Source organism: Streptomyces similanensis, from assembly GCF_039543625.1.
GTDB classification, from domain to species: domain Bacteria; phylum Actinomycetota; class Actinomycetes; order Streptomycetales; family Streptomycetaceae; genus Streptomyces; species Streptomyces similanensis.
Genome location: NZ_BAABKC010000123.1, coordinates 18,329 through 37,818, shown reverse-complemented (window position 1 = coordinate 37,818; position 19,490 = coordinate 18,329). Strand labels below are relative to the sequence as shown.

The window sequence follows — 19,490 nt, the reverse complement described above, 5'->3', positions numbered from 1 at the left end:
CCGCGCCCGCCCGCGCGGCCGTGCCCGGCCCGCGCCGGCCGGAGGCGTCCGCCGCGGGCCGGCGCCCCGAACTGGCCGGCCGCCCGGACCCGGCCCGGCCGGCCCCCGCCGCCCAGCCGGAACCGGAACCGGACCCCGAGCCCGACGAGAGCCCCTGGTTCAACACCCCGCGCCGCACCGAGTACCACGGCGGCTACGACCCCACCTACGACCCGGCCGAGCAGTACGCCTCGTGGTACGAGGAGCAGCGGCAGGCCGAGCAGTACCGGGACCAGTACGAGGAGGAGCCGCCGACGCAGGAGCCCTCCCCGGAGGAGACCGGCAGCTTCCCCATCCCGGTGGTGCCGGGCGGCCGTACCCGCGAACTGGGCGACGGCGGCGGCACGCCGGACGCGCGACCGGACGCACAGCCGGACACCCAGCTGGACGCGCAGCCGGACGAGGACGACTACTACCAGATCTTCCGCAAGTCGATCGACGGCAGCTACCCGACGCCCGCGCAGTTCACGGACGCGGTCGAGGCCACGTGGGGCATCGCGCTGACCCCGCACGAGGCCAAGCACATGACCGACCTGTTCACCGACCGCTTCAACAAGGAGCTGGAGGCGGACCACATCGCGTAGGCACGCGGTCCGCGCGTAGCGCGTAGGCACGCGGTCCGCGTAGCGCGTAGGCACGCGGTCCATGTGTCGCGTAGGCACCCCGCACGCGTACGGCGAGGGGGCGCCCGGTGATCACCGGGCGCCCCCTCCCCGTAGTACCGCCGCCGTACCGCCGCCGCCTACTGGCCGAGCAGGGTGCGGACCCGGTCCTGACCGACCGCGAGCAGCAGCGTGGGCAGGCGCGGGCCGGTGTCACGGCCGACGAGCAGGTGGTAGAGCAGCGCGAAGAAGGTCCGCTGGGCGGTCTTGATCTCCGGCGGCAGCTCCTTGGGCGTGGCGTCGGCGGAGAACCCGGCCTGGACCTTGGGCACGCCGTAGACGAGGTGGGTCAGGCCGTCCAGCGACCAGTGCTCGGCGAGTCCGTCGAGCAGCAGCGCCAGCGACTGCCGGGAGGCGTCGTCCAGTGACTTCAGCAGCTCGGTGTCGGGCTCCGCGCGCACGATGGTGCGCTGGTCGGCGGGGACGTGGGTGTTGATCCACGCCTCGGCCTTGTCGTACCGGGGCCGGGCCTCGTCCAGCGAGCCCAGCGGGTCGGCCGGGTCCAGCTCGGACAGGATGCGCAGCGCCTGGTCCTGGTGGCCGGCGGTGATGTCGGCGACCGAGGCGAGCGTGCGGTACGGCAGCGGACGCGCGGTGCGGGGCAGCTCGCCGGCGGCGGTGCCCACGGCGCGCGTGTAGGCGGCGACGTCACCGGGCAGCGCCGACCCGTCGGCCACCTTCGCGGCGAGCTTGTCCCACTCGTCGTACAGCCGCTGGATCTCCTGGTCGAAGGCGATCTTGAAGGACTGGTTGGGCCGGCGGCGGGCGTACAGCCAGCGCAGGATCTGCGGCTCCATGATCCTCAGCGCGTCGGCGGGCGTGGGGACGCCGCCGCGCGAGGAGGACATCTTGGCCATGCCGGAGATGCCGACGAAGGCGTACATCGGCCCGATGGGCTGCTGCCCGCCGAAGATGCCGACGATCTGGCCGCCGACCTGGAAGCTGGAGCCGGGCGAGGAGTGGTCGACGCCGGACGGCTCGAAGACGACGCCCTCGTACGCCCAGCGCATCGGCCAGTCGACCTTCCAGACCAGCTTGCCGCGGTTGAACTCCTCCAGGCGCACCGTCTCCGAGAAGGCGCACACTGTGCAGGTGTAGGTCAGCTCGGTGGAGTCGTCGTCGTAGGCGGTGACGGTGGTGAGGTCCTTCTCGCAGTTGCCGCAGTACGGCTTGTACGGGAAGTAGCCGGCGGAGCCGGAGCTGCCGTCGTCCTCGGCGGCGGCGCCGGAGCCCTCGGCGGCCTCCAGCTCGGCCTCGTCCACCGCCTTCTGCTGCTGCTTCTTGGCCGGGGCCTTCTTGGTGCGGTACTGGTCGAGGATCGCGTCGATGTCGCCGCGGTGCCGCATCGCGTGCAGGATCTGCTCGCGGTAGACGCCCGAGGTGTACTGCTCGGTCTGGCTGATGCCGTCGAACTCCACGCCCAGCTCGGCCAGCGACTCGACCATGGCGGCCTTGAAGTGCTCCGCCCAGTTCGGGTACGCGGAGCCCTTGGGGGCGGGGACGGAGGTCAGCGGCTTGCCGATGTGCTCGGCCCACGACTCGTCGACGCCGCTGATCCCGGCCGGGACCTTGCGGTAGCGGTCGTAGTCGTCCCAGGAGATCAGGTGCCGGACCTGGTGGCCGCGGCGGCGGATCTCGTCGGCGACCAGGTGCGGGGTCATGACCTCGCGCAGGTTGCCGAGGTGGATGGGGCCGGACGGCGACAGGCCGGACGCGACGACGACCACCGGGGCGGTGGCGTCCGAGGTCGCTTTGCCCGAGGCGCGGCGCTCCGATTCCTCGATGACCTCATCCGCGAAACGGGAGACCCAGTCGGTGGTCTCGGTGCTTTGAGCCACGGTCGGCACGTCCTCTTTCCTTAGTTCCTTGGTCAGTACTGCGTGCGCGGGCGGTGCGCGCGTGCGGGCGCGCGCATGGCCTGACCGCTCCATTGTCCCAGGCCGGGCGGCATCCACGAAAACGCCTTTTCACCGCGTTGGACGGCCGCGAGGGCCGCGCGGTTGGCCCGCCGGCCGGAAAATTCGCTGGACCCCGCGTGGGATACTGGCCGGGACTATCCATCCCCACGAGGAGAACGGCACCCCTTCCTATGGCCTCGGTCCAGTCCCTCACGTCCGCCGTCCACCAGCGCCTCGCGAACGCCCTCTCGGCAGCCCTGCCGGAGAGCGCCGACGCGGACCCGCTGCTGCGACGAAGCGACCGGGCGGACTTCCAGGCCAACGGGATCCTCGCGCTGGCGAAGAAGGCCAAGGCCAACCCGAGGGAGCTGGCGGCCCAGGTCGTCGCCCAGGTCACCGCGGGCGACCTGATCAAGGACATCGAGGTGTCCGGCCCCGGCTTCCTCAACATCACGGTCAGCGACCGGGCCATCGTGGAGAACCTCGCCGCGCGCGCCACCGACCCGGCCGGCCGGCTCGGCGTGCCGCAGGCCGACGCGCCGGGCACCACGGTGATCGACTACGCCCAGCCGAACGTGGCCAAGGAGATGCACGTCGGCCACCTGCGCTCGGCGGTGATCGGCGACGCGGTGGTCCAGCTGCTGGAGTTCACCGGGGAGACCGTGGTGCGCCGCCATCACATCGGCGACTGGGGCACCCAGTTCGGCATGCTCATCCAGTACCTGGAGGAGCACCCGCACGAGCTGGACCACAAGGCGTCCGAGGTGAGCGGCGAGGAGGCGATGTCGAACCTGGACCGCCTCTACAAGGCGGCGCGGGGGCTGTTCGACTCCGACGAGGAGTTCAAGACGCGGGCCCGGCGGCGGGTGGTCGACCTCCAGGCCGGCGACCCGAAGACGCTCGCCATGTGGCAGAAGTTCGTGGACGAGTCGAAGATCTACTTCTTCTCCGTCTTCGAGAAGCTGGACATGGAGATCCGCGACCCGGACATCGTCGGCGAGTCGGGCTACAACGACATGCTCGCCGAGACCTGCCGCCTGCTGGAGGAGTCCGGCGTCGCGGTCCGCTCCGAGGGCGCGCTGTGCGTCTTCTTCGACGACGTCAAGGGCCCGGACGGCAACCCGGTCCCGCTGATCGTGCAGAAGTCCGACGGCGGCTACGGCTACGCGGCCACCGACCTGTCCGCGATCCGCGACCGCGTCTTCAACCTGAAGGCGAACACCCTGCTGTACGTGGTGGACGCCCGGCAGTCGCTGCACTTCAAGATGGTCTTCGAGACGGCGCGCCGGGCGGGCTGGCTGGGCGAGGACGTGACCGCGCACCAGCTGGCGTTCGGCACGGTGCTGGGCAAGGACGGCAAGCCGTTCAAGACCCGCGCGGGCGAGACGGTCAAGCTCCAGGATCTGCTGGACGAGGCGGTCGAGCGCGCCACGGCCGTCGTCCGCGACAAGGCCGAGAAGGTGGGCCTGTCGGAGGAGGAGATCACCGAGAACGGCCGTTACGTCGGCATCGGCGCGGTGAAGTACGCCGACCTGTCGACCTCCGCCGTGCGGGACTACAAGTTCGACCTGGACCAGATGGTCTCGCTCAACGGCGACACGTCGGTCTACCTCCAGTACGCCTACGCCCGCGTCCAGTCCATCCTGCGCAAGGCCGGCGAGGCCCGCCCGGCGGCCCACCCGGAGCTGGAACTGGCCCCCGCGGAGCGGGAGCTGGGCCTCCAGCTGGACCGCTTCGGCGAGACGGTCCTGGAGGTCGCCGCCTCCTACGAGCCGCACAAGCTGGCGGCGTACCTGTACCAGCTGGCCTCGCTGCTGACGACGTTCTACGACCAGTGCCAGGTACTGTCCGCGGACAACCCGGCCGAGGTCGTCGAGAACCGCCTCTTCCTGGTCGACCTCACCGCCCGCACCCTCCACCAGGGCATGACCCTCCTCGGCATCCGCACCCCGGACCGCCTCTGACCCCCCGAGCGCCCGGAGGACGAACACCCCGCCCTCCGGGCTTCGGCGCAGCTCCCGAGGAGCCCGACGCACCAGTGATCCCCGGCGACCTGATCGAGGCCTACGGCCTGGAGAACGTGGTCTACTTCCCGCGATGCCCGGTGGCCGACCCCGCCGACGTGGACGCACGCGCACTGACGCTGCTCAGCACGGTCGGACTCCCCCACTCGGAGGTCTTCACCTCCAAAGAGGACCCGGAAGACCCCTACGAACCGGGGTTCGACCCGATCACCCTGGGCAGTCGCTTCGACCATTACGGAATCCCCTGCCCACCGGAGAGCCGGTCGTGGTGGCTCCTGGGCTATCTCTTCACGTCACTCATCGCCCTGGACCCGGCATCCGGGAAGATCTACGCCTTTCCCGAGGGCGAGACACGGCACATCGTCCTGCACCGAGACGTCGAGTCCCTGCTCCGCGCCCTCATCGAGTTCCGGAAACTGGAAACAGCCCACGACAACGGCGCCGACCCACAGGAACTCGCCGAACATTTCAGACAGACGGTCGGCGCCTTCGACCCCACCCCATTCGCCGACGAGGAATCCCAGTGGAACCTGGCACTGGAAGAACTGGAGCACGGACTCTGGTGAGACCGACATCGCCGCAAGCCCAGACGCCTTCCGGCTCCTTGGGAGGTGTGCCGGAAGACTCACCCGCGGCGCGGGCGCTGCTTTCGACCGGCGTCCCGACGGGGGTGTTCCAACCGCAGAAGCGCATGGAGTCGGGACGGTTCCCCCTCGTGGCCGACAGGATCGACCTCACCGAGTACGACGGTCCGCCCGGATGTGAAGCGTGGGTGGTGTTCGGCTGGATTCCGCAGACGCACCTCGCCCTCGACCTGAGGACGGGCAGGGTGCACGGCTTCTCGGAGAACGGCGGCCGTGTCCAGGACCTGCATACGGACCTCTCCTCCCTGGCCCATCTTGCGTTCGCGCTGCACCGCCTCCTGAAGGAATTCCCCTGGAGCGACGACGAAGCAGATGAGGAGGACGACTTCGAACGGCTCGCGGAAGCCTTGGCGGACATTCGCACCTCGGTGGAGGAACGCGACCCGCTGCCCTTCAGCGGAGACAGCGTCTGGCCGGCCGTACTGGACGACATGGCGGCCGGCATGTGGTCGTGAACCGCCGGCCGGCGCGTGCTGTCACAGTCGTGCCATAGAGCCTTGATACCTCCTTGCGCTCCAACCAGTAGCCCTGGTTAGGGTTTTCACACTCATACGGTGATCGTGCGAGTGAGGGGGGCGTGACGGGGGATGGGCTATACACTGCCCGGCTGGCTCGACGAAGTGCTGGACTTCATCGGCATCAACTTTCCGAACGTCGACGAGGACGACTACCGCGACATGGCCGACGCCATGCGGGACTTCGCCGACAAGTTCGAGGGGCACGGCGCGGACGCGCACAAGGCGGTGGAGCGCATCCTGTCCTCCTCGCGGGGGTGGGCCGTCGGCGCGATGGAGAAGCACTGGGGCCAGGTGAAGGCCGGCCATCTGGACAAGATCCCCGAACTGGCCAGACTGTTCGCCGATGCCTGCGACGTCGTCGCGGACGTCATCTTCGGCATGAAGACCAAGGCCGAGGCAGAACTCGCCTTCATGGCCGGTTCGGTGGGGCTGTCCGTCGGCCTGTCCTTCGTCACCGGCGGCCTGTCGGCCGTACTCGGCGCGGCGGAGACGGCGGCGATGCGCCGGCTGGTGAAACGAATCATCGACGAGGCGGTCGACCGGATCGTGGACGAGTTGATCGCCCGGGTGACCGAGCCGGTCAACGCCAAGCTGGAGGCGATGGTCGAGGACGCGGTACTGAACCTCGCGGAGGGAGCGTTCTCGTTGCCTCCCGACCCGGGCGGCGGCAGCGGCCCGCAGGGGCACGGACACGGTGGCATGCAGTTGGCGTCGGCGGGCGGTGGTTTCGTACTCGCCTCCGCGGGTGGCGGAGACGGTGGCAGTGCGGACTTGTTCATCGACCACGTCGAATTCGAGAGCGGAGCCGGCAAGGTCTCCTCGCACGGCAGCGAACTGCACCTGGCCAGCTCCGCCCCGCTCGGCCGCGCCAAGGGCGCTTTCGGTCGCACCAAGGGCAAGGACCCCTTCACCCAGGCCTTCGACTCGGTCCTCGAAGGCGCGCTGCACGGCTCCGAGAAGGCCCTGGGCAAAATAGCCAAACACGTCACCGAAACGGTCCCGGACCGGGTGAAAGCGGCCTCGCGACTGCACAAGGGCAAGGACACCGAGGTCGGGGAGCACGCCAAGGACGTCAGGGTGTACCTCCTCAACGCAGATGGAAGGGTGGAGCGTCTCCACCCTGACGGCAGCAGCCCCACCCGAGTCCGTGGTGACGAGGCAGACCTTCCGGACCTCGTGGGCAACGACGGCAGGGTGTGGCGGCACCGCTCCACGGACAAGGGAGACAACCCTTTCCCTCTGTCACCCTCACCCACCAATGCAAGGGTCACATCCAGGCGCCTCGATCCGGACGAGACCAGCGACCTGGCTTATGCCACTCAACTGGCGCGGTACTCCAAGAAGGACTACGGCGGCGGCAACTACGCTGCCGCGCACTACATCGACTCCAATGGGGAATCGTTCATCCTGGTCGGCCACAGCAAGGGGGTTCACTCGGAGCGGACCATCGGGTACCCGGTGCTCAAGGATGGCAATCCGCACGGCATCCAATCCCTGTATACCGAACGGGAACCCTGCCAGGAGTCCAGTTCCTGGTGTGACCAGTGGCTCGCCAAGCACTTCGGCGAGGATCAGCAGGTCACGCACTCACTCAGTTACGACCAGTCCCCCGTGGACGGGAAGCGGCCGAGCTCTTACAGCATCGACGCTGAACACCGGGCATACAGACGCAACCTGGAGGCCTGGCACAATGAGCACGGCCTGGGTGCCGGGATGATGACGGAATCGGACGGTGCGGCCGTGGAAGCCGCTCGGAAAGGCAAGCGGGGCTGACGGATGCTCTTCGATGTGGACCGCGATGCTCTGGTGGACGTGGTCGGTGACGACGGCGTGGTCCGGCTGCCCGAGGCGACAGCCGTCCGGTACGGATTCACCGGCCAGACTCTCGACTTCCTCGTCCGCACAGGGATTCCCACGGCCGAGGATTTCGAGTTCTCGTTCGGTCTGCCCGCGGAATTCGATGCCGGGTTCCTGTGGGACTGTGCAGAGCGGGCGCAACGCGGCTGGACCTTCCCCGAAGGAGTCGAGAAAGTCGTCAAGATCGGCAACTTTCCCATCAACGCTGTCGTCGTCGATCCGGAGACGGGCGTGGTGTACCAGTACACCGACGCCTCTCGCGAGGCGATCGCGGTCCACGGCGACGTTTCCTCGCTCGCGAAGACCCTGATCTCCTTCCTGGGCTACATCGACTCCTACCAACGCGGCGAGGCCGATGAGGCCGACGAGGACAGGGAGTACGCGAGGCGCAAGCGCGAAGTCGACGCCTTGATGGCCGACATCCGCCTCGTGGACCCGCTGCCCTTCGCCCACGAGTACAGCGAGTGGGTCGAACTCTTCGACAACCTCGAAGGCGGAGTCTTCACCTGACCGCTCGCAGACAGAGCGGAGGAGCCCCCGGGCCCGGTGTTCGTCGGGGCCGGGGGCTCCTCGCCTTGGGCTGGGTCGTCAGGCGTAGTAGTGGATCGTGCCGTGCAGGGCCGCGGCCGCGCCCTCGCAGTGCTGGACGAACGTCGCCGCCAGCGCCTGGACCTCGCCGTCGGCGCCGCGCACCAGCTTGGTCACGGTGAACTGCCCCGCCACCTGGTTGCAGCCGCGCCCGTCGCCGTACACGTCCAGCCCGGCGACGCCGTCCCCACTGGACCGCTCGGCCTGGTACGTCCGGCCCACCTCAAGCTGCTCACCGGTCGGCGGCGTCAGATCCGCCGTCCACTCCTCCCGGTTGCCCGAGACGCTGTACGCCACCCCGTCGCCCCACGGTCGCACCGAGAAGGTGCTGGTGGCGCCGGTGAAGCTCTTGGCCGCGCCCTGGCCTATGTAGTCCCCGGCGTCGCTGGTGTAGCCGTACGACAGCGGGTACGCCCGGTACTTCACGACACCCTTGAGCGCCGGCGCGGCAGCGCTCTCGCAGTGCTGGGTGTACGACGCGTCGAGCACCGTGATCGCACCCGAGTCGTCGGTCTCGATCTGGTTGACCGAGAACTGCCCGTACACCTCGTTGCAGCCGCGCCCGTCGCCCGACACGTCGAGGCCGGGCGAGCGGCCGGTGCGGAAGGCGGCGCGCTCCGCGTTGCGATACACGCCCGGGTGGAGCTTCTCGCCCTGCGGCGCGGCCAGTTCGACGTCCCACCACGTGCTGCCCGTGTCCACGTGGAACCGTACGTACTCCGCGGTGCCGCCCGCGGTGATCTTCGCCGTGGCCGACGTGTACGACGCGGTCGTGCCCTGGCCGATGTAGTCACCGGCCTGGCTGGTGTGGGTGTACTTGGTGACGGCCACCGGACTCGCGCCGGCCGCGGCGGCGGGCTCGCTCAGCGCCGCGGTCACCCCCAGCGTCGTCGTCAGTGCGGCCAGTGCGCCGATCAGAGTGCGGCGCCATCCTGTGCATGTGCGCACGGATTCTTCCCCTCCGTGAAAGGGGCGCCCCCCGTGGAGCGCCCGCGTCACAGTTGTAACACCCGCGCCTGACAACGGAGTTGGAATTTCACCGCTCGAACTCCGCCCACACCACCTTTCCGGGGGAGCGCTCCCCCACGCCCCACTTGTCGCTCAGCGCCGACACCAGCAGCAGCCCCCGGCCGCCCTCGTCGGGCTCGTCCTCCGGGACCCTCGGCACCCCGGACCCGCTGTCGTGCACCTCGACGCGGACCGTCTCCCCGTCGTACCGGATGCGCAGCAGGAAGCCGCGTCCCGGCGGAACGCCGTGCACCAAGGCGTTCGTCGCCAACTCGCTGACGCACAGCGACACGTCGTCGGCCCGGCGCCACGCGCCGAGCCCCCAGTAGTGCAGCGACCAGGCCGCGAACCGCCTGGCGGCGGGCACGGAACGGCGATCACGGCCGTAGAACTGGTCTCGCTGGTAGGGAAGTTCGTTTTCCTGCTCCACGGAGCGAATGTCGCGCAGCGTCACTAAGGTGGATCAGTACGTGAACCCGTACAGGGTTTTTGTACGGGTGGGTGGTGGTCACCACGAACGGGGCGTGGGGAGTTGGACCTGCATGAAGAAGAGGAACTTCTCGTCGATGAAGATGCTGGGTGCGCAGGTTCAGGCGGCTCGCAAAGCCGCCGGACACACCCAGCAGCAGTTGGCCAATCTGCTGAACGTCGACGTGGAGACGATCGCGTCCATCGAGCAGGGCAGACGTCCGCTGATGCCGGATTTCGCGTCCAGGATGGACGACTTTCTCGGTTGCATGGGGATGCTGTCAGCGGGCGTGGCCAAGCTGCCGGACATCGACCAGTACCCAATGTACGCGGAGCAGTACATGGTGCATGAGCGAGAAGCGGTCGCTCTGTCCTTCTATGCCAACCAAGCTCTGCCCGGGCTGCTTCAGACCAGCGAGTACGCCTACGCCGTACTGCGTCAGCGCGTACCGGCGTACGACAAGGACGAGATCGAGGTCAAAGCCGCTGGCCGTATCGAGCGGCAGCAGATCCTCCACCGCAAGAGCCCGCCCACCCTGAGCTTCGTCATCTGGGAGCCGGTGCTACGTATCGCCGTCGGCGGCAGAGAAGTCCGGCGACAGCAGCTGCACCACCTACGAGAGTGTGCCGAACTACCAGACGTGACACTCCAGTTCCTGCCTCTGGACAGTCCGTCCCACGCAGGACTCGATGGGCCCTTCGTACTCGTCGAAACGCCCGACCATCAGCACTTGGCCTACACCGAGGGACAGCGCGGCAGCCAATGGGTCTCCGACCCTGACGAGATGTCCATCATGGCTCGCAAGTATGCGATGCTGCGGACGCAGGCCCTCACGACGCACCTTTCCCTGGGCCTACTGGACCGTCTCCTGGGAGATCAATGAGCACCGCACTCCAGTGGTTCAAGTCGAGCTACAGCGGCAGCGAGGGCGGTGAATGCCTCGAAGTCGCCACCACGCCCCGCAGCATCCACATCCGCGACTCCAAAACCCCCGACGCCGCCCCCACCCTCCGCCTCTCCCCCACCAGTTGGACGGCGTTCACCGACTCCCTCAAGTGACCCATTGTCAGTGGCTGCGCCTACAGTCACCGGCATGGCGACTCTTCCCAACCCGCTGCCCAAGCTGGCGGCCGATCCGAGCGGGCGTTCCCTCGGCTTGCAGCTGCCGCCCGGCGTTCTGCTCGATGCCACGGAGGACGGGCCGTGGCACGAGCCGCTGCTCTGGTACTCCGGCCGGGCGGTGTCACCCGGCAACTGGGCGGCCCTCGGCGCACCCGCCGCCCGGGTCGGCCTCCTGCCCGTGCTCATGGACCTGGGCGGCGAGCGGAGCGGGCCGGAGGACTGGGAGCTGATGCCCGGCGAGGTGTCGTACCCCGGCGACCACGACGCCGAGGACGTCCTGGCCGACTACTGGGAGGACTACGCCGACGAGGACGCGGCCCACGACGAGTGGCCCGGTCTCGCCGCACCCCTGACCCGCACCGCCGCCCCGGACACCCGCGCCGCCGAGGTCGCCGACTCGCTCGCCGAGGGCCGGTCCTGGCTGAAGGACCCGCACCTGGGGCTGGTGCCCGCCCGCCGCAGCGCCGACATACCCGCCGCGATCGGCTGGAGCGGCCCCCTCAACCACGACAACGACGTGGCGCGCCTGTGCGCCGTCCTCCGCTCCTGGGAGGACCGCTTCGGCATACGCGTCGTGGCGCTCGGCTTCGACCACCTCACCGTGTCCGTGGCGGCCCCGCCCACCACGCGCGCCGAGGCGGAGGCGATCGCCGTCGAGCACCTGGCCTTCTGCCCGGACAACGGCGACGTGGACCGCCTGGCGACCTACGCGGAGGGGCTGATCGGCGAGCGCGCCTGGCACTTCTGGTGGGACTGAGCGCGCCGCCCGGCCGCACGGCTTGACGTGCCTCAGCCGTAGTTCGCCAGCTCCCAGCCGTTGCCGTTCAGCGGCGAGACCCAGTACGGCGCGCCGGAGCCGCTGGTGCGGAACGGCTTGCCGTGGTCGTCGACGCGCACGGTGCCGTGCCGGTCGCCGCTCGACCACTCCAGCTCCAGGTACCAGCGCACGTCATGGCCGCTGGTGTGGCCGTTGACGTAGAAGACCTCCGGGTCGGACTCGCTCACCTTGTACGGGAAGTTCCGCTGGCCGGCGATCGGCTGGGCCAGCGGATTGCCGAGGTCCAGGGAGACGTCGAAGGACTTGGTGTTCACGCCGCCGCCGCAGCCGTCGCCCATCGCGTACTTGTTCCAGCTCAGCTTGGCGCCGCTGCTCACCACCCGGACGTGCAGCGCCTGGAGCACCACCGTCTCCGGGCCGGTGCCCTGCACGGTGAGGACGACCATCTGGCTGTCGGCGGCGACCGCGCCCAGCGCCGAGGCGTAGCCGACCGCGTTCTGCTGCGGGGGCGGCGGCGGCACGTTCTTCGGGCTCCGGTCGATCAGGAAGTACTGCTCGCAGGGCAGGTCCCAGTAGTACGGGGTGACGCCGACCGTGAACGGCGCCGCGTCGGACGCGCCGCCGGGCCGTGCGGCGCCCGACGGGGACGACGGCGCGGCGGCGGACGGCGGTGCGAGCCGGGAGGACGGCGACGCGGACCCGGACGCGGTCCGGGACGGGGTCGGCGACGCGGAGGACGTGCCGCCGGTCGGGCTCGCGGACGGTCCGCCGTGCTCGGCGGACGACCGGGCGGCGGACACGGCGGCCCCGGCCGCCTGTTCGCCGTCGGGCCGCTGCCCGTCGCCGGGCACCAGGTTCACCACGAGCGCGGTGGCCGCGGCGACCGCGACGACCGCCGCACCGGCGAACAGCGCGGTCCGCCGCTTCGGACGGACGGAGCCGGCCCCGTGCGTCGTCCGCCCGGCCGCCCGGGCGTCCGCGGACGCTTCCGTGACGGACCCCGGCCGCTGCTCCGGCCGCGGTTCCGACTCCCGCCCGAGCTCCGACTCCGACTCCGGCTTCGGCTTCGGTTCCGGCCCAGGAACCGGCGCCGGAGCCGGGTCCGATTCCCGCCCCGGCTCCCGCCCCGGCTCCGCCTCCCGTGCCTCGGCCGGGCCGCCCGGCTTCACGCCGCGCAGCGCGTCCGCGCGGAGCCAGCGGCGGTGCAGTTCGAGCAGTTCCTCGGGGGTCGCCCGGCAGACACGGGCGAGCCGCTCGACGGGGGCGTAGTCCGTGGGGACGACATCGCCGCTGACGTACCGGTGCACGGTCGACGCGCTCATGTGCAGACGCTTGCCGAGCGCCCCGTAACTGAGCCCGGACCGCCTCTTCAGCTCCCCCAGCAGCTCGGCGAACTCGCCTTCCGCCACCGTTCCCTCCCCCTCCAACGTCCCACGACGGCGTCCCAGGACGCTACCGTTCCCGCAGGTCAGACCCCGTTTCAGCGTTCCTGCGTACCGGGTGTGCCGGCGGCGCTGGCCGCTGGGACGCATCGTCCCACAAGCTGTGGATCAGCCGAACACGGCGCTCCCGGCCACCGGTCGGGCGACCGCCTCCCGGCGCCCACGATCCACCTCTCGCACCCAGGGGGAACCCATGTCCGCACGTACGCTCCGCACCCGCCTGTTCGCGGCCTCCGCGCTCTCGCTCGCCGCCCTGTCGCTCACGGCCTGCGGAGGCGGGGGCGACACGGACGGCGCCGGATCGTCCTCTCCGGTGGCCGCCGCGCAGAGCGACGGCTCCGCCGCCTCGGCCGCCTCCGCCCACACCTCGGGCTCGACCGGTTCGACCGGCACGACCGGCACGACGGGCACCACCGGAAGCACCGGCACCGGAGGCAGCACCGGAACCACTGGCACCGCGGGCTCCACGGGCGGCGGCGCGGGCAAGGCCAAGACCCCCGGCAGCGGCGGCGGCGCCGACAAGGCCAAGACCCCCGGTACCGGTACCAACGGCGCCGGCAAGGACTCCGCCACCTTCACCCGCTGCGGCGCCGCCCAGGTCCGCGTCACCGCGATCTCGGTGCCCCGCCCGATCAACCACCTGCTGCTGAAGGCCACCAACACCGGCTCCAAGCGGTGCCTGCTGTCGCCCTACCCGGCGGCCCGGTTCGGCGAGGCGCAGTCGGTGCCGCCGGTGGCCGAGGAGACCAAGCCGCAGGCACTGGTGAGCCTGGAGCCGGGCGAGTCGGGCTACGCGGGCGTACGGCTGTCGGGCGAGGGCGACCACGGGCACACGGTGACCACCCTGACGCTCCCGTTCGAGGACGGCTCGATCGCCACGGTGAAGCTGCCCGCCAAGAGCGTCTACGTCGACGACAGCCTGACGGTGACGTACTGGCAGAGCACCATGGACTACGTCGTGGACTTCTGAGCGGCGGGGCGGGAGTTCCTCATCATGTCCACCCGGACCACCACCACCGCCCGTGCCCGTCGGCTCGCCGCGGCGGTACTGGTACTGACCGCGTCGGCCGCCCTGACGGGCTGCAACGACGGCGAGGGCGTACGCGACGAGGGCCCGTCCTCGGTGTCGTCCCAGTCCCTGCGGGAACCGACCTGCGCCTCCGCACCGCGCCCGGCGGACACCCCCGCTCAGCGCAGCTTCTGCGCGGCCTCCACGGCCCAGTAGGTGAGGATGTTGCGGGCGCCGGCGCGCTTGATGCCGGTCAGGGTCTCCAGGATGGCGCGGTCCCGGTCGATCCAGCCCTTCTCGGCGGCGGCCTCGATCATCGAGTACTCGCCGGAGATCTGGTAGGCGACCACGGGCACGTCGACGGCGTCGGCGACGCGGGCGAGGATGTCGAGGTAGGGACCGGCCGGCTTGACCATCACCAGGTCGGCGCCCTCCTCCAGGTCCAGCTCCAGCTCGCGCAGCGACTCGCGCGTGTTCGCCGGGTCCTGCTGGTAGGTCTTGCGGTCGCCCTGGAGCGAGGAGCCGACGGCCTCCCGGAAGGGGCCGTAGAAGGCGGAGGAGTACTTGGCCGTGTAGGCCAGGATCGCCACGTCCTCGCGGCCGATCTGGTCCAGCGCGTCGCGCACGACGCCGATCTGGCCGTCCATCATCCCGCTGGGGCCCACGATGTGCGCGCCCGCGTCGGCCTGGACCTGGGCCATCTCGGCGTACCGCTCCAGGGTGGCGTCGTTGTCGACCCGGCCCTCGGCGTCCAGGACACCGCAGTGGCCGTGGTCGGTGAACTCGTCCAGGCACAGGTCGGACATGACCAGCAGGTCGTCGCCGACCTCGGCGCGCACGTCGCGCAGCGCGACCTGGAGGATGCCGTCCGGGTCGGTCCCGGCGGTGCCGAGGCCGTCCTTCTTGGCCTCCTCGGGCACGCCGAAGAGCATGATCCCGGAGACCCCGGCGGCCACGGCCTCCGCGGCGGCCTTCTTCAGGCTGTCGCGGGTGTGCTGGACGACGCCGGGCATCGCCGCGATCGGCACCGGCTCGCTCACGTCCTCGCGCACGAACGCGGGGAGGATGAAGTCCGCGGGGTGCAGCCGGGTCTCGGCGACCATACGGCGCATGGCGGGGGTGGTGCGCAGCCGACGAGGACGCGTGCCGGGGAAGGTTCCGTACTTCGTCATGCCGTCTACGCTACGCCCGCCCGTCCGGTGCCTTTGCCGACGCCGAGTCGGACGCCCCGTCCTCGTCCAGGGCGGCCATGACCTCGGCGGTACGGCGCCGCAGGGCCTGCCGTACGGAGTCGGGGGCGAGCACCCGCAGGGGCGTGGCGAGGCTGAGCAGATAGCGGGCCAGGCCGTCCGGGTCGGGGCCGCCGACGTCCACGACGGTGGCGTCCGGGCCGTCGGGGCGGTGCGCGCCGACGGTGGCGGGGATCAGCCGCAGCGCCCGGTCGGGGCCGACGGGGAGGCGGACGGTGGCGTACATCGGGTAGGGCCCGGTCGCGATGTTGCGGGAGACGAGGAGCGCCGGGTCCGGCGGATCGGCCGGTTCCACCGGCTGCCCGGTGCCCTGGAGCCGCTCCACCCGGTCGGCGCGGAAGGTGCGCCACTGGCCGCGCGTCACGTCCCGGGCCACGAAGTACCAGCGGCGTCCGGTGTGCACGAGGCGGTACGGGTCCACCTCGCGGCAGGTGGCCCGGCCGTCGCCGTCGCGGTAGGACAGGCGGGCCCGTTCGCCGGCCCGGCAGGCGGCGGCCAGCTCCAGCAGCAGCCCGGCGGTGATCTGCGGTTCGTCGGGGCGGGGCGTGTGCACGAAGGCGGCGTCCACTTCGGCCAGCCGGTCGGCGACGCGGCGCGGCAGCACCTGGCGCAGCTTCAGCAGGGCCGACAGCGCGGCCTGGTCGCCGCCGACGGCGCCGCTGAGCGCGGCCTCGCGCAGCCCCACGGCCACCGCGAGCGCTTCTTCGTCGTCCAGGATCAGCGGCGGCACCCGGGCGCCGGCCCGCAGCCGGTAGCCGCCCCAGGGCCCCGGCTCGGAGTCGACGACGTAGCCGAGTTCCCGCAGCCGCGCCACGTCCCGCCGCACGGTCCGCTCGGTGACGGCGGTCCGCTCGGCCAGCTCGGCGGCGGTCCAGGACGGTCGGGTGGCGAGGACGGCGAGCAGCCGCAACAGCCGGGCGGACGCGGCGATCACACCGCGGAAGTCTTCCACACCTCCGCACGACCAGGACCGTAACTGTCCGGGTCACCCCCTACCGTCCCACCTCATGAGCACCGAGAACTCCGACACCACCAGCGCCCCCGCGTTCCGCTACGCCGCGGTCACCTTCGACTGCCCCGACCCGGCCGAACTGGCCCGCTTCTACAGCGACATGCTCGACCTGCCGGTCGCCTACGAGAGCGACGACTTCGTCTTCCTGGCCCGCGAGGGCGCCCCCGGCCTGGGCTTCAGCCGCGTCGCCGGCCACCGCCCGCCCACCTGGCCGGACCCGGCGGTGGAGAAGCGCGCCCACCTGGAGATCGGCGTCGCCGACCTGGACGAGGCCGAGGCCCACCTCCTCACCCGAGGCGCCACCCACCCCACCCACCAGCCCTCCCCCGACCGCTGGCGCGTCCTCCTGGACCCCTCGGGCCAGCCGTTCTGCCTCACGACGCTTGTCTGAGCCAACGGCCGGCGCGGTTGGCGCGCCGGCCTACGGCACCCGCGTGTCAGCCATGACTCCACGGCCGCGACGGGCAGACGTCCCACGAGAAGCGCCGCAGCCGGGCCTGCCGCACATGGACGGCCGTCGTTCCGTACTCGCCGTTGAGATGACGGCCGAGCACCACGACGGCCACCCCTCCGGCCCCGGCGGCCCTGAGCGCGGCGGCCGCGGACTGGGCGTGGTTGCCGGTGGCCCAGGTGTCGTCGACGAGCAGGACGTTCTCGCCGTTCAGTGTCGAGGCCGTGTAGCGCGCGGCCGACGCGGTACGACCCAGCTCGGCCGCCTGTGGGGCCGCCCGCGCAGATCGCGGTGCCGGTCACGAGTGGCCCCGACCATGTCGGCGACGATGGTGCGCAACGGGTGATCCGTCCGGTCGCCCGTGCTGGGCACGGTGGTGACGGCGTCGAAGCGGGGAACGGCGCAGCGGTCGGTGATGCACTGCTCGTGCAGGGCCAGGAAGCGCCACAGGACGGCTGCGAGCCCCATGCGGAAGTACTGCCGCTGAGAGCCCGCGGCGTTCTTGTAGCGCCAGAGTTCGTTGGCGTACTGCTCGCCTTTGAGGGCCAGGCTGACGGGGACGACGATGTCGGCCGTGCCCGCCGCGAGCGTCCGTTTCGCCTCGTGGCACGGCCAGCACGCGGAGTACCCGGCTTTCGCCAGGCCACGGCAGACCTGGCACACGCCTGGGCCGGGCAGGAGCGGATGGACGAGGAAGTTGGCGTAGCGGGCGGACAGCCCGACGACGGATACCACGCCGGTCCGCCGCTAGGTCCAGGTCAGTTCGCCCGTGGCGGGGACGAGGGAGTCGAGTCGGTCGAAGACGTCGTCGGGGCCGTCGATGACGGTCGTGTTGGGCCTGGCCGCGTACTCCCGTGCCCATTCGTGCGTCAGGAGAGAGCGCATGAGGAAGACCCGGCGGCCGTGCTCCAGCGCCAGTCGGGCCTGCATACGCGCGCCGCTGCGGTAGGCCGCCTCGATCACGACCGTAGCCAGGCTGTAGCCGCTCATCACGGCGTTGCGCAGGGGAAAGGACGTCTTGGAGGGTGGGGCGTCCGGCCAGAACTGGGAGATCAGCAGGCCACGCACGCCGATCTCCTGTTGGAGCCGGGCGTTCTCGGCCGGGTAAGCGCGACGCAGCCCGGTCCCCACCACGGCGACGGTGCGACCCCCGACGGCCAGCGCGGTGCCGTGCGCCGCGGTGTCGATACCGGCGGCCAGGCCGGAGACCACGGTGACGCCGCGCTCGGCGAGGCCACTGGCGACGGCGCGGGCGTGGGCGACGCCCTCCGCGGTCGGCGTACGCGTGCCCACGACGGCGACCCGTAGATCGTCCTCAACCGCTCTTCCGCGCAGGAAGAGGACGGGAGGGCGCTGGTGCACCAGACGCAGATACAGCGGGTAGTCCTCGTCCAGGATCGTGACCAGCCGCATGCCCTCGCGCTCCCAGTCGGCGATCTCGGCGACGATGCCTTCCAGGTCCGCCGCGGGCCCGGTGCTGAAGAGCGCGCCTTGTCCGGATCCATCGAGTGAGCTGTCCAGAACCTCCCGTGCACTGCCGACGGCCTCGATCTGGTCGGTCAGCTCTGACCAGGGCCGGTCGCCGCGGCGGAGCAGCGCGACGAGGGCGGCGCGCTCCAGTTCCTGGTCCATGCCGCAAGTATAGGAACGGGGACCGAGGCGCCGAGGGGCTTCGTGGGGCCGGGTGAACGTGCGGCGGCTCACGCAGCGCACAGAACCTCACCCGCCACCGCCGGAACGGCTCGGCAGTCGCGGCAGCGGCCTGGTTCAGGAGACCGGAAGACCCGGTCACAGCCTTCGCAGTCCTGGAAGGGATGACGGCGCACGGGGCCATCCGCGCCCGTGACCGGTGGAGGCGGCGGGGCCACGGGGAGTGGTGGGGGCAGTAGCTCACCGAGACGGTGGGCCAGCAGGCCGGCCGGGTGCTTGCCGACCATGGGCAGGTCGGTGGTCAGGGCGCGGTGGACGACGGCGTCCGTAGCTCCGTTCGCGAACCAGGCGATGACCAGCGGGGCGAGTCTCTTCACGTCCCTGAGGGACAGGATGAGGCGGTCGTCGGTGCGGCGCAGGGCCGCCAGGAGAGAGAGGGCCTTCTCCTGGTGCCGGTCGGGCGGGGTGACCTCCGCCGGTGGAGCCGGTGGCCCGGGCAGATCAGGCCCGTCCGGCGCGACCGGCTCAGGAGCGGGCGGCGCCCCGCCGCAGGCTTGGTCGTCCTCCTGGGGCGCTTCCGGGACCTCCGCACCGGCGGCGGCCTGGGCACGAGGACGAGCAGGGATCGTCACCGCGCGGACCCGACCGGGGGACGCGGCCGCCTCGGCGGCCGGCGGCGTGTGATGGGCGTACGTACGCGTGACCAGACGCCCCGACTCCGTGTGTTCCCGCACCCGCCGCAGATAGCCGTGCGCCTCCAGCTCGCGCAGCGCGAAGGCGATCCGGTCCCGCCCCTCCGGAAAGCGCTCGGTCAGGCTGCGGATGTCGACCGGCGTGCCCTCGGGCACCGACAGGATGTGCGTCGCCAGTCCGATCGCGGTCAGTGACAGTTCGCGGTGCTGCGCGAGGTGGTTTCCGACGACGACGTACTGACCGGACTGGTACGTGCGTACGTGGGTGACCCCGGAAGGGGTGGCGCTTCGCCGAACACCCTGATTCGTACGCGGGACGGCGCTAGGCTTCTTGTCAGCCATAGGGAAGGGTTTCGCTTCCTCGTTGGTCAGGCCCT

The 19,490-nt window shown here is 71.0% G+C and carries 20 protein-coding genes and 1 pseudogene; 12 read left to right on the top strand and 9 right to left on the bottom strand.

Annotation, left to right across the window (positions count from 1 at the left end; translation table 11 throughout):
- A pseudogene (locus ABEB07_RS33930) lies at positions 1-623 on the top strand (DUF2637 domain-containing protein); the annotation flags it as partial.
- 158 nt (positions 624-781) lie between these two features.
- Here the strand turns inward: ABEB07_RS33930 and lysS are convergent.
- Positions 782-2,548, bottom strand: a complete 1,767-nt coding sequence (gene lysS, locus ABEB07_RS33925) for a lysine--tRNA ligase (RefSeq protein ID WP_345671877.1) — start codon at positions 2,546-2,548, stop codon at positions 782-784.
- A 242-nt stretch (positions 2,549-2,790) separates the two neighbouring features.
- Here lysS and argS point away from each other — a divergent pair, with 242 nt between their 5' ends.
- From argS to ABEB07_RS33895, 5 genes are all read left to right on the top strand, one after another.
- Complete coding sequence (gene argS / locus ABEB07_RS33920; protein WP_345671875.1) at positions 2,791-4,563, top strand: arginine--tRNA ligase; 1,773 nt, start codon at positions 2,791-2,793, stop codon at positions 4,561-4,563.
- Between the two features lie 74 nt (positions 4,564-4,637).
- Positions 4,638-5,189, top strand: coding sequence for an SUKH-4 family immunity protein (locus tag ABEB07_RS33915; protein ID WP_345671874.1), 552 nt, complete (start codon positions 4,638-4,640; stop codon positions 5,187-5,189).
- Positions 5,147-5,722, top strand: coding sequence for an SUKH-4 family immunity protein (locus ABEB07_RS33910; protein WP_345671872.1), 576 nt, complete (start codon positions 5,147-5,149; stop codon positions 5,720-5,722). Before ABEB07_RS33915 ends, ABEB07_RS33910 begins: the two co-directional genes overlap by 43 nt.
- A 132-nt stretch (positions 5,723-5,854) precedes the next feature.
- Positions 5,855-7,558 carry a WXG100-like domain-containing protein gene (locus ABEB07_RS39355; RefSeq protein ID WP_425589129.1) on the top strand — a complete coding sequence of 568 codons (1,704 nt, stop codon included), beginning with the start codon at positions 5,855-5,857 and terminating at the stop codon, positions 7,556-7,558.
- A 3-nt stretch (positions 7,559-7,561) separates the two neighbouring features.
- A complete protein-coding gene (locus tag ABEB07_RS33895) occupies positions 7,562-8,152 on the top strand; it encodes an SUKH-4 family immunity protein (RefSeq protein ID WP_345671871.1) in 591 nt (196 codons plus the stop codon).
- A 78-nt stretch (positions 8,153-8,230) separates the two neighbouring features.
- On the opposite strand, the gene ABEB07_RS33890 is transcribed toward ABEB07_RS33895, so the two are convergent.
- Both ABEB07_RS33890 and ABEB07_RS33885 read right to left on the bottom strand, forming a co-directional pair.
- Entirely contained in the window at positions 8,231-9,178 is a 948-nt protein-coding gene (locus tag ABEB07_RS33890; RefSeq protein WP_345671869.1) for a hypothetical protein, read from the bottom strand.
- An 88-nt stretch (positions 9,179-9,266) separates the two neighbouring features.
- Positions 9,267-9,668 (bottom strand): ATP-binding protein, encoded by a 402-nt coding sequence (locus ABEB07_RS33885; RefSeq protein ID WP_345671868.1) that lies wholly within the window; start codon positions 9,666-9,668, stop codon positions 9,267-9,269.
- A gap of 112 nt (positions 9,669-9,780) precedes the next feature.
- On the opposite strand from ABEB07_RS33885, the gene ABEB07_RS33880 reads away from it, so the two are divergent.
- From ABEB07_RS33880 to ABEB07_RS33870, 3 genes are read left to right on the top strand one after another with little or no spacing between them, the layout of a single operon-like run.
- A complete protein-coding gene (locus ABEB07_RS33880) occupies positions 9,781-10,590 on the top strand; it encodes a helix-turn-helix domain-containing protein (RefSeq protein ID WP_345671866.1) in 810 nt (269 codons plus the stop codon).
- Positions 10,587-10,766, top strand: a complete 180-nt coding sequence (locus tag ABEB07_RS33875; RefSeq protein ID WP_345671865.1) for a DUF397 domain-containing protein — start codon at positions 10,587-10,589, stop codon at positions 10,764-10,766. Before ABEB07_RS33880 ends, ABEB07_RS33875 begins: the two co-directional genes overlap by 4 nt.
- Before the next feature lie 34 nt (positions 10,767-10,800).
- Positions 10,801-11,586, top strand: a complete 786-nt coding sequence (locus ABEB07_RS33870; RefSeq protein WP_345671864.1) for a DUF4253 domain-containing protein — start codon at positions 10,801-10,803, stop codon at positions 11,584-11,586.
- 32 nt (positions 11,587-11,618) lie between these two features.
- On the opposite strand, the gene ABEB07_RS33865 is transcribed toward ABEB07_RS33870, so the two are convergent.
- On the bottom strand, positions 11,619-13,016 hold the full coding sequence (locus ABEB07_RS33865) for a helix-turn-helix domain-containing protein (protein ID WP_345671863.1): 1,398 nt from the start codon (positions 13,014-13,016) through the stop codon (positions 11,619-11,621).
- A 226-nt stretch (positions 13,017-13,242) separates the two neighbouring features.
- Between ABEB07_RS33865 and ABEB07_RS33860 the strand changes: the two genes are divergently transcribed.
- Positions 13,243-14,019, top strand: a complete 777-nt coding sequence (locus ABEB07_RS33860; RefSeq protein WP_345671862.1) for a DUF4232 domain-containing protein — start codon at positions 13,243-13,245, stop codon at positions 14,017-14,019.
- Positions 14,020-14,043: 24 nt separating this feature from the next.
- Positions 14,044-14,274 (top strand): hypothetical protein, encoded by a 231-nt coding sequence (locus ABEB07_RS33855; protein ID WP_176150014.1) that lies wholly within the window; start codon positions 14,044-14,046, stop codon positions 14,272-14,274.
- On the opposite strand, the gene hemB is transcribed toward ABEB07_RS33855, so the two are convergent.
- Together hemB and ABEB07_RS33845 are read right to left on the bottom strand one after the other, a co-directional pair.
- The gene (gene hemB, locus ABEB07_RS33850; RefSeq protein WP_345671861.1) at positions 14,238-15,230 is read right to left on the bottom strand and encodes a porphobilinogen synthase; all 993 of its coding nucleotides are present in this window, start codon (positions 15,228-15,230) and stop codon (positions 14,238-14,240) included. The two genes, ABEB07_RS33855 and hemB, sit on opposite strands and share 37 nt — an antisense overlap.
- 10 nt (positions 15,231-15,240) lie before the next feature.
- Positions 15,241-16,260: a helix-turn-helix transcriptional regulator gene (locus ABEB07_RS33845; protein ID WP_345671860.1), complete on the bottom strand. Its 1,020-nt coding sequence runs from the start codon at positions 16,258-16,260 to the stop codon at positions 15,241-15,243.
- Between the two features lie 55 nt (positions 16,261-16,315).
- On the opposite strand from ABEB07_RS33845, the gene ABEB07_RS33840 reads away from it, so the two are divergent.
- Positions 16,316-16,711, top strand: coding sequence for a VOC family protein (locus ABEB07_RS33840; protein ID WP_345671859.1), 396 nt, complete (start codon positions 16,316-16,318; stop codon positions 16,709-16,711).
- 270 nt (positions 16,712-16,981) lie between these two features.
- Here ABEB07_RS33840 and ABEB07_RS33835 read toward each other — a convergent pair whose 3' ends face one another.
- The 3 genes from ABEB07_RS33835 to ABEB07_RS33825 all read right to left on the bottom strand — a co-directional run bounded on the left by ABEB07_RS33835 (position 16,982) and on the right by ABEB07_RS33825 (position 19,455).
- Positions 16,982-17,506 carry a hypothetical protein gene (locus ABEB07_RS33835; protein ID WP_345671858.1) on the bottom strand — a complete coding sequence of 175 codons (525 nt, stop codon included), beginning with the start codon at positions 17,504-17,506 and terminating at the stop codon, positions 16,982-16,984.
- Between the two features lie 12 nt (positions 17,507-17,518).
- Positions 17,519-18,403, bottom strand: coding sequence for a DNA-processing protein DprA (locus tag ABEB07_RS33830; protein ID WP_345671856.1), 885 nt, complete (start codon positions 18,401-18,403; stop codon positions 17,519-17,521).
- 68 nt (positions 18,404-18,471) lie between these two features.
- Positions 18,472-19,455, bottom strand: a complete 984-nt coding sequence (locus ABEB07_RS33825; protein WP_345671855.1) for a helix-turn-helix domain-containing protein — start codon at positions 19,453-19,455, stop codon at positions 18,472-18,474.
- Positions 19,456-19,490 lie beyond the last annotated feature (35 nt).

What these genes read in the sequence shown, in the direction of transcription:
- ABEB07_RS39355 (WP_425589129.1), top strand. Translation starts at nt 5,855, where the DNA reads ATGGGCTATACACTGCCCGGCTGGCTCGACGAAGTGCTGGACTTCATC.
- ABEB07_RS33825 (WP_345671855.1), bottom strand. Translation starts at nt 19,455, where the DNA reads ATGGCTGACAAGAAGCCTAGCGCCGTCCCGCGTACGAATCAGGGTGTT.
- ABEB07_RS33860 (WP_345671862.1), top strand. Translation starts at nt 13,243, where the DNA reads ATGTCCGCACGTACGCTCCGCACCCGCCTGTTCGCGGCCTCCGCGCTC.
- hemB (WP_345671861.1), bottom strand. Translation starts at nt 15,230, where the DNA reads ATGACGAAGTACGGAACCTTCCCCGGCACGCGTCCTCGTCGGCTGCGC.
- ABEB07_RS33875 (WP_345671865.1), top strand. Translation starts at nt 10,587, where the DNA reads ATGAGCACCGCACTCCAGTGGTTCAAGTCGAGCTACAGCGGCAGCGAG.
- ABEB07_RS33880 (WP_345671866.1), top strand. Translation starts at nt 9,781, where the DNA reads ATGAAGAAGAGGAACTTCTCGTCGATGAAGATGCTGGGTGCGCAGGTT.
- ABEB07_RS33855 (WP_176150014.1), top strand. Translation starts at nt 14,044, where the DNA reads ATGTCCACCCGGACCACCACCACCGCCCGTGCCCGTCGGCTCGCCGCG.
- argS (WP_345671875.1), top strand. Translation starts at nt 2,791, where the DNA reads ATGGCCTCGGTCCAGTCCCTCACGTCCGCCGTCCACCAGCGCCTCGCG.
- ABEB07_RS33895 (WP_345671871.1), top strand. Translation starts at nt 7,562, where the DNA reads ATGCTCTTCGATGTGGACCGCGATGCTCTGGTGGACGTGGTCGGTGAC.
- ABEB07_RS33870 (WP_345671864.1), top strand. Translation starts at nt 10,801, where the DNA reads ATGGCGACTCTTCCCAACCCGCTGCCCAAGCTGGCGGCCGATCCGAGC.
- ABEB07_RS33830 (WP_345671856.1), bottom strand. Translation starts at nt 18,403, where the DNA reads ATGGACCAGGAACTGGAGCGCGCCGCCCTCGTCGCGCTGCTCCGCCGC.
- ABEB07_RS33840 (WP_345671859.1), top strand. Translation starts at nt 16,316, where the DNA reads ATGAGCACCGAGAACTCCGACACCACCAGCGCCCCCGCGTTCCGCTAC.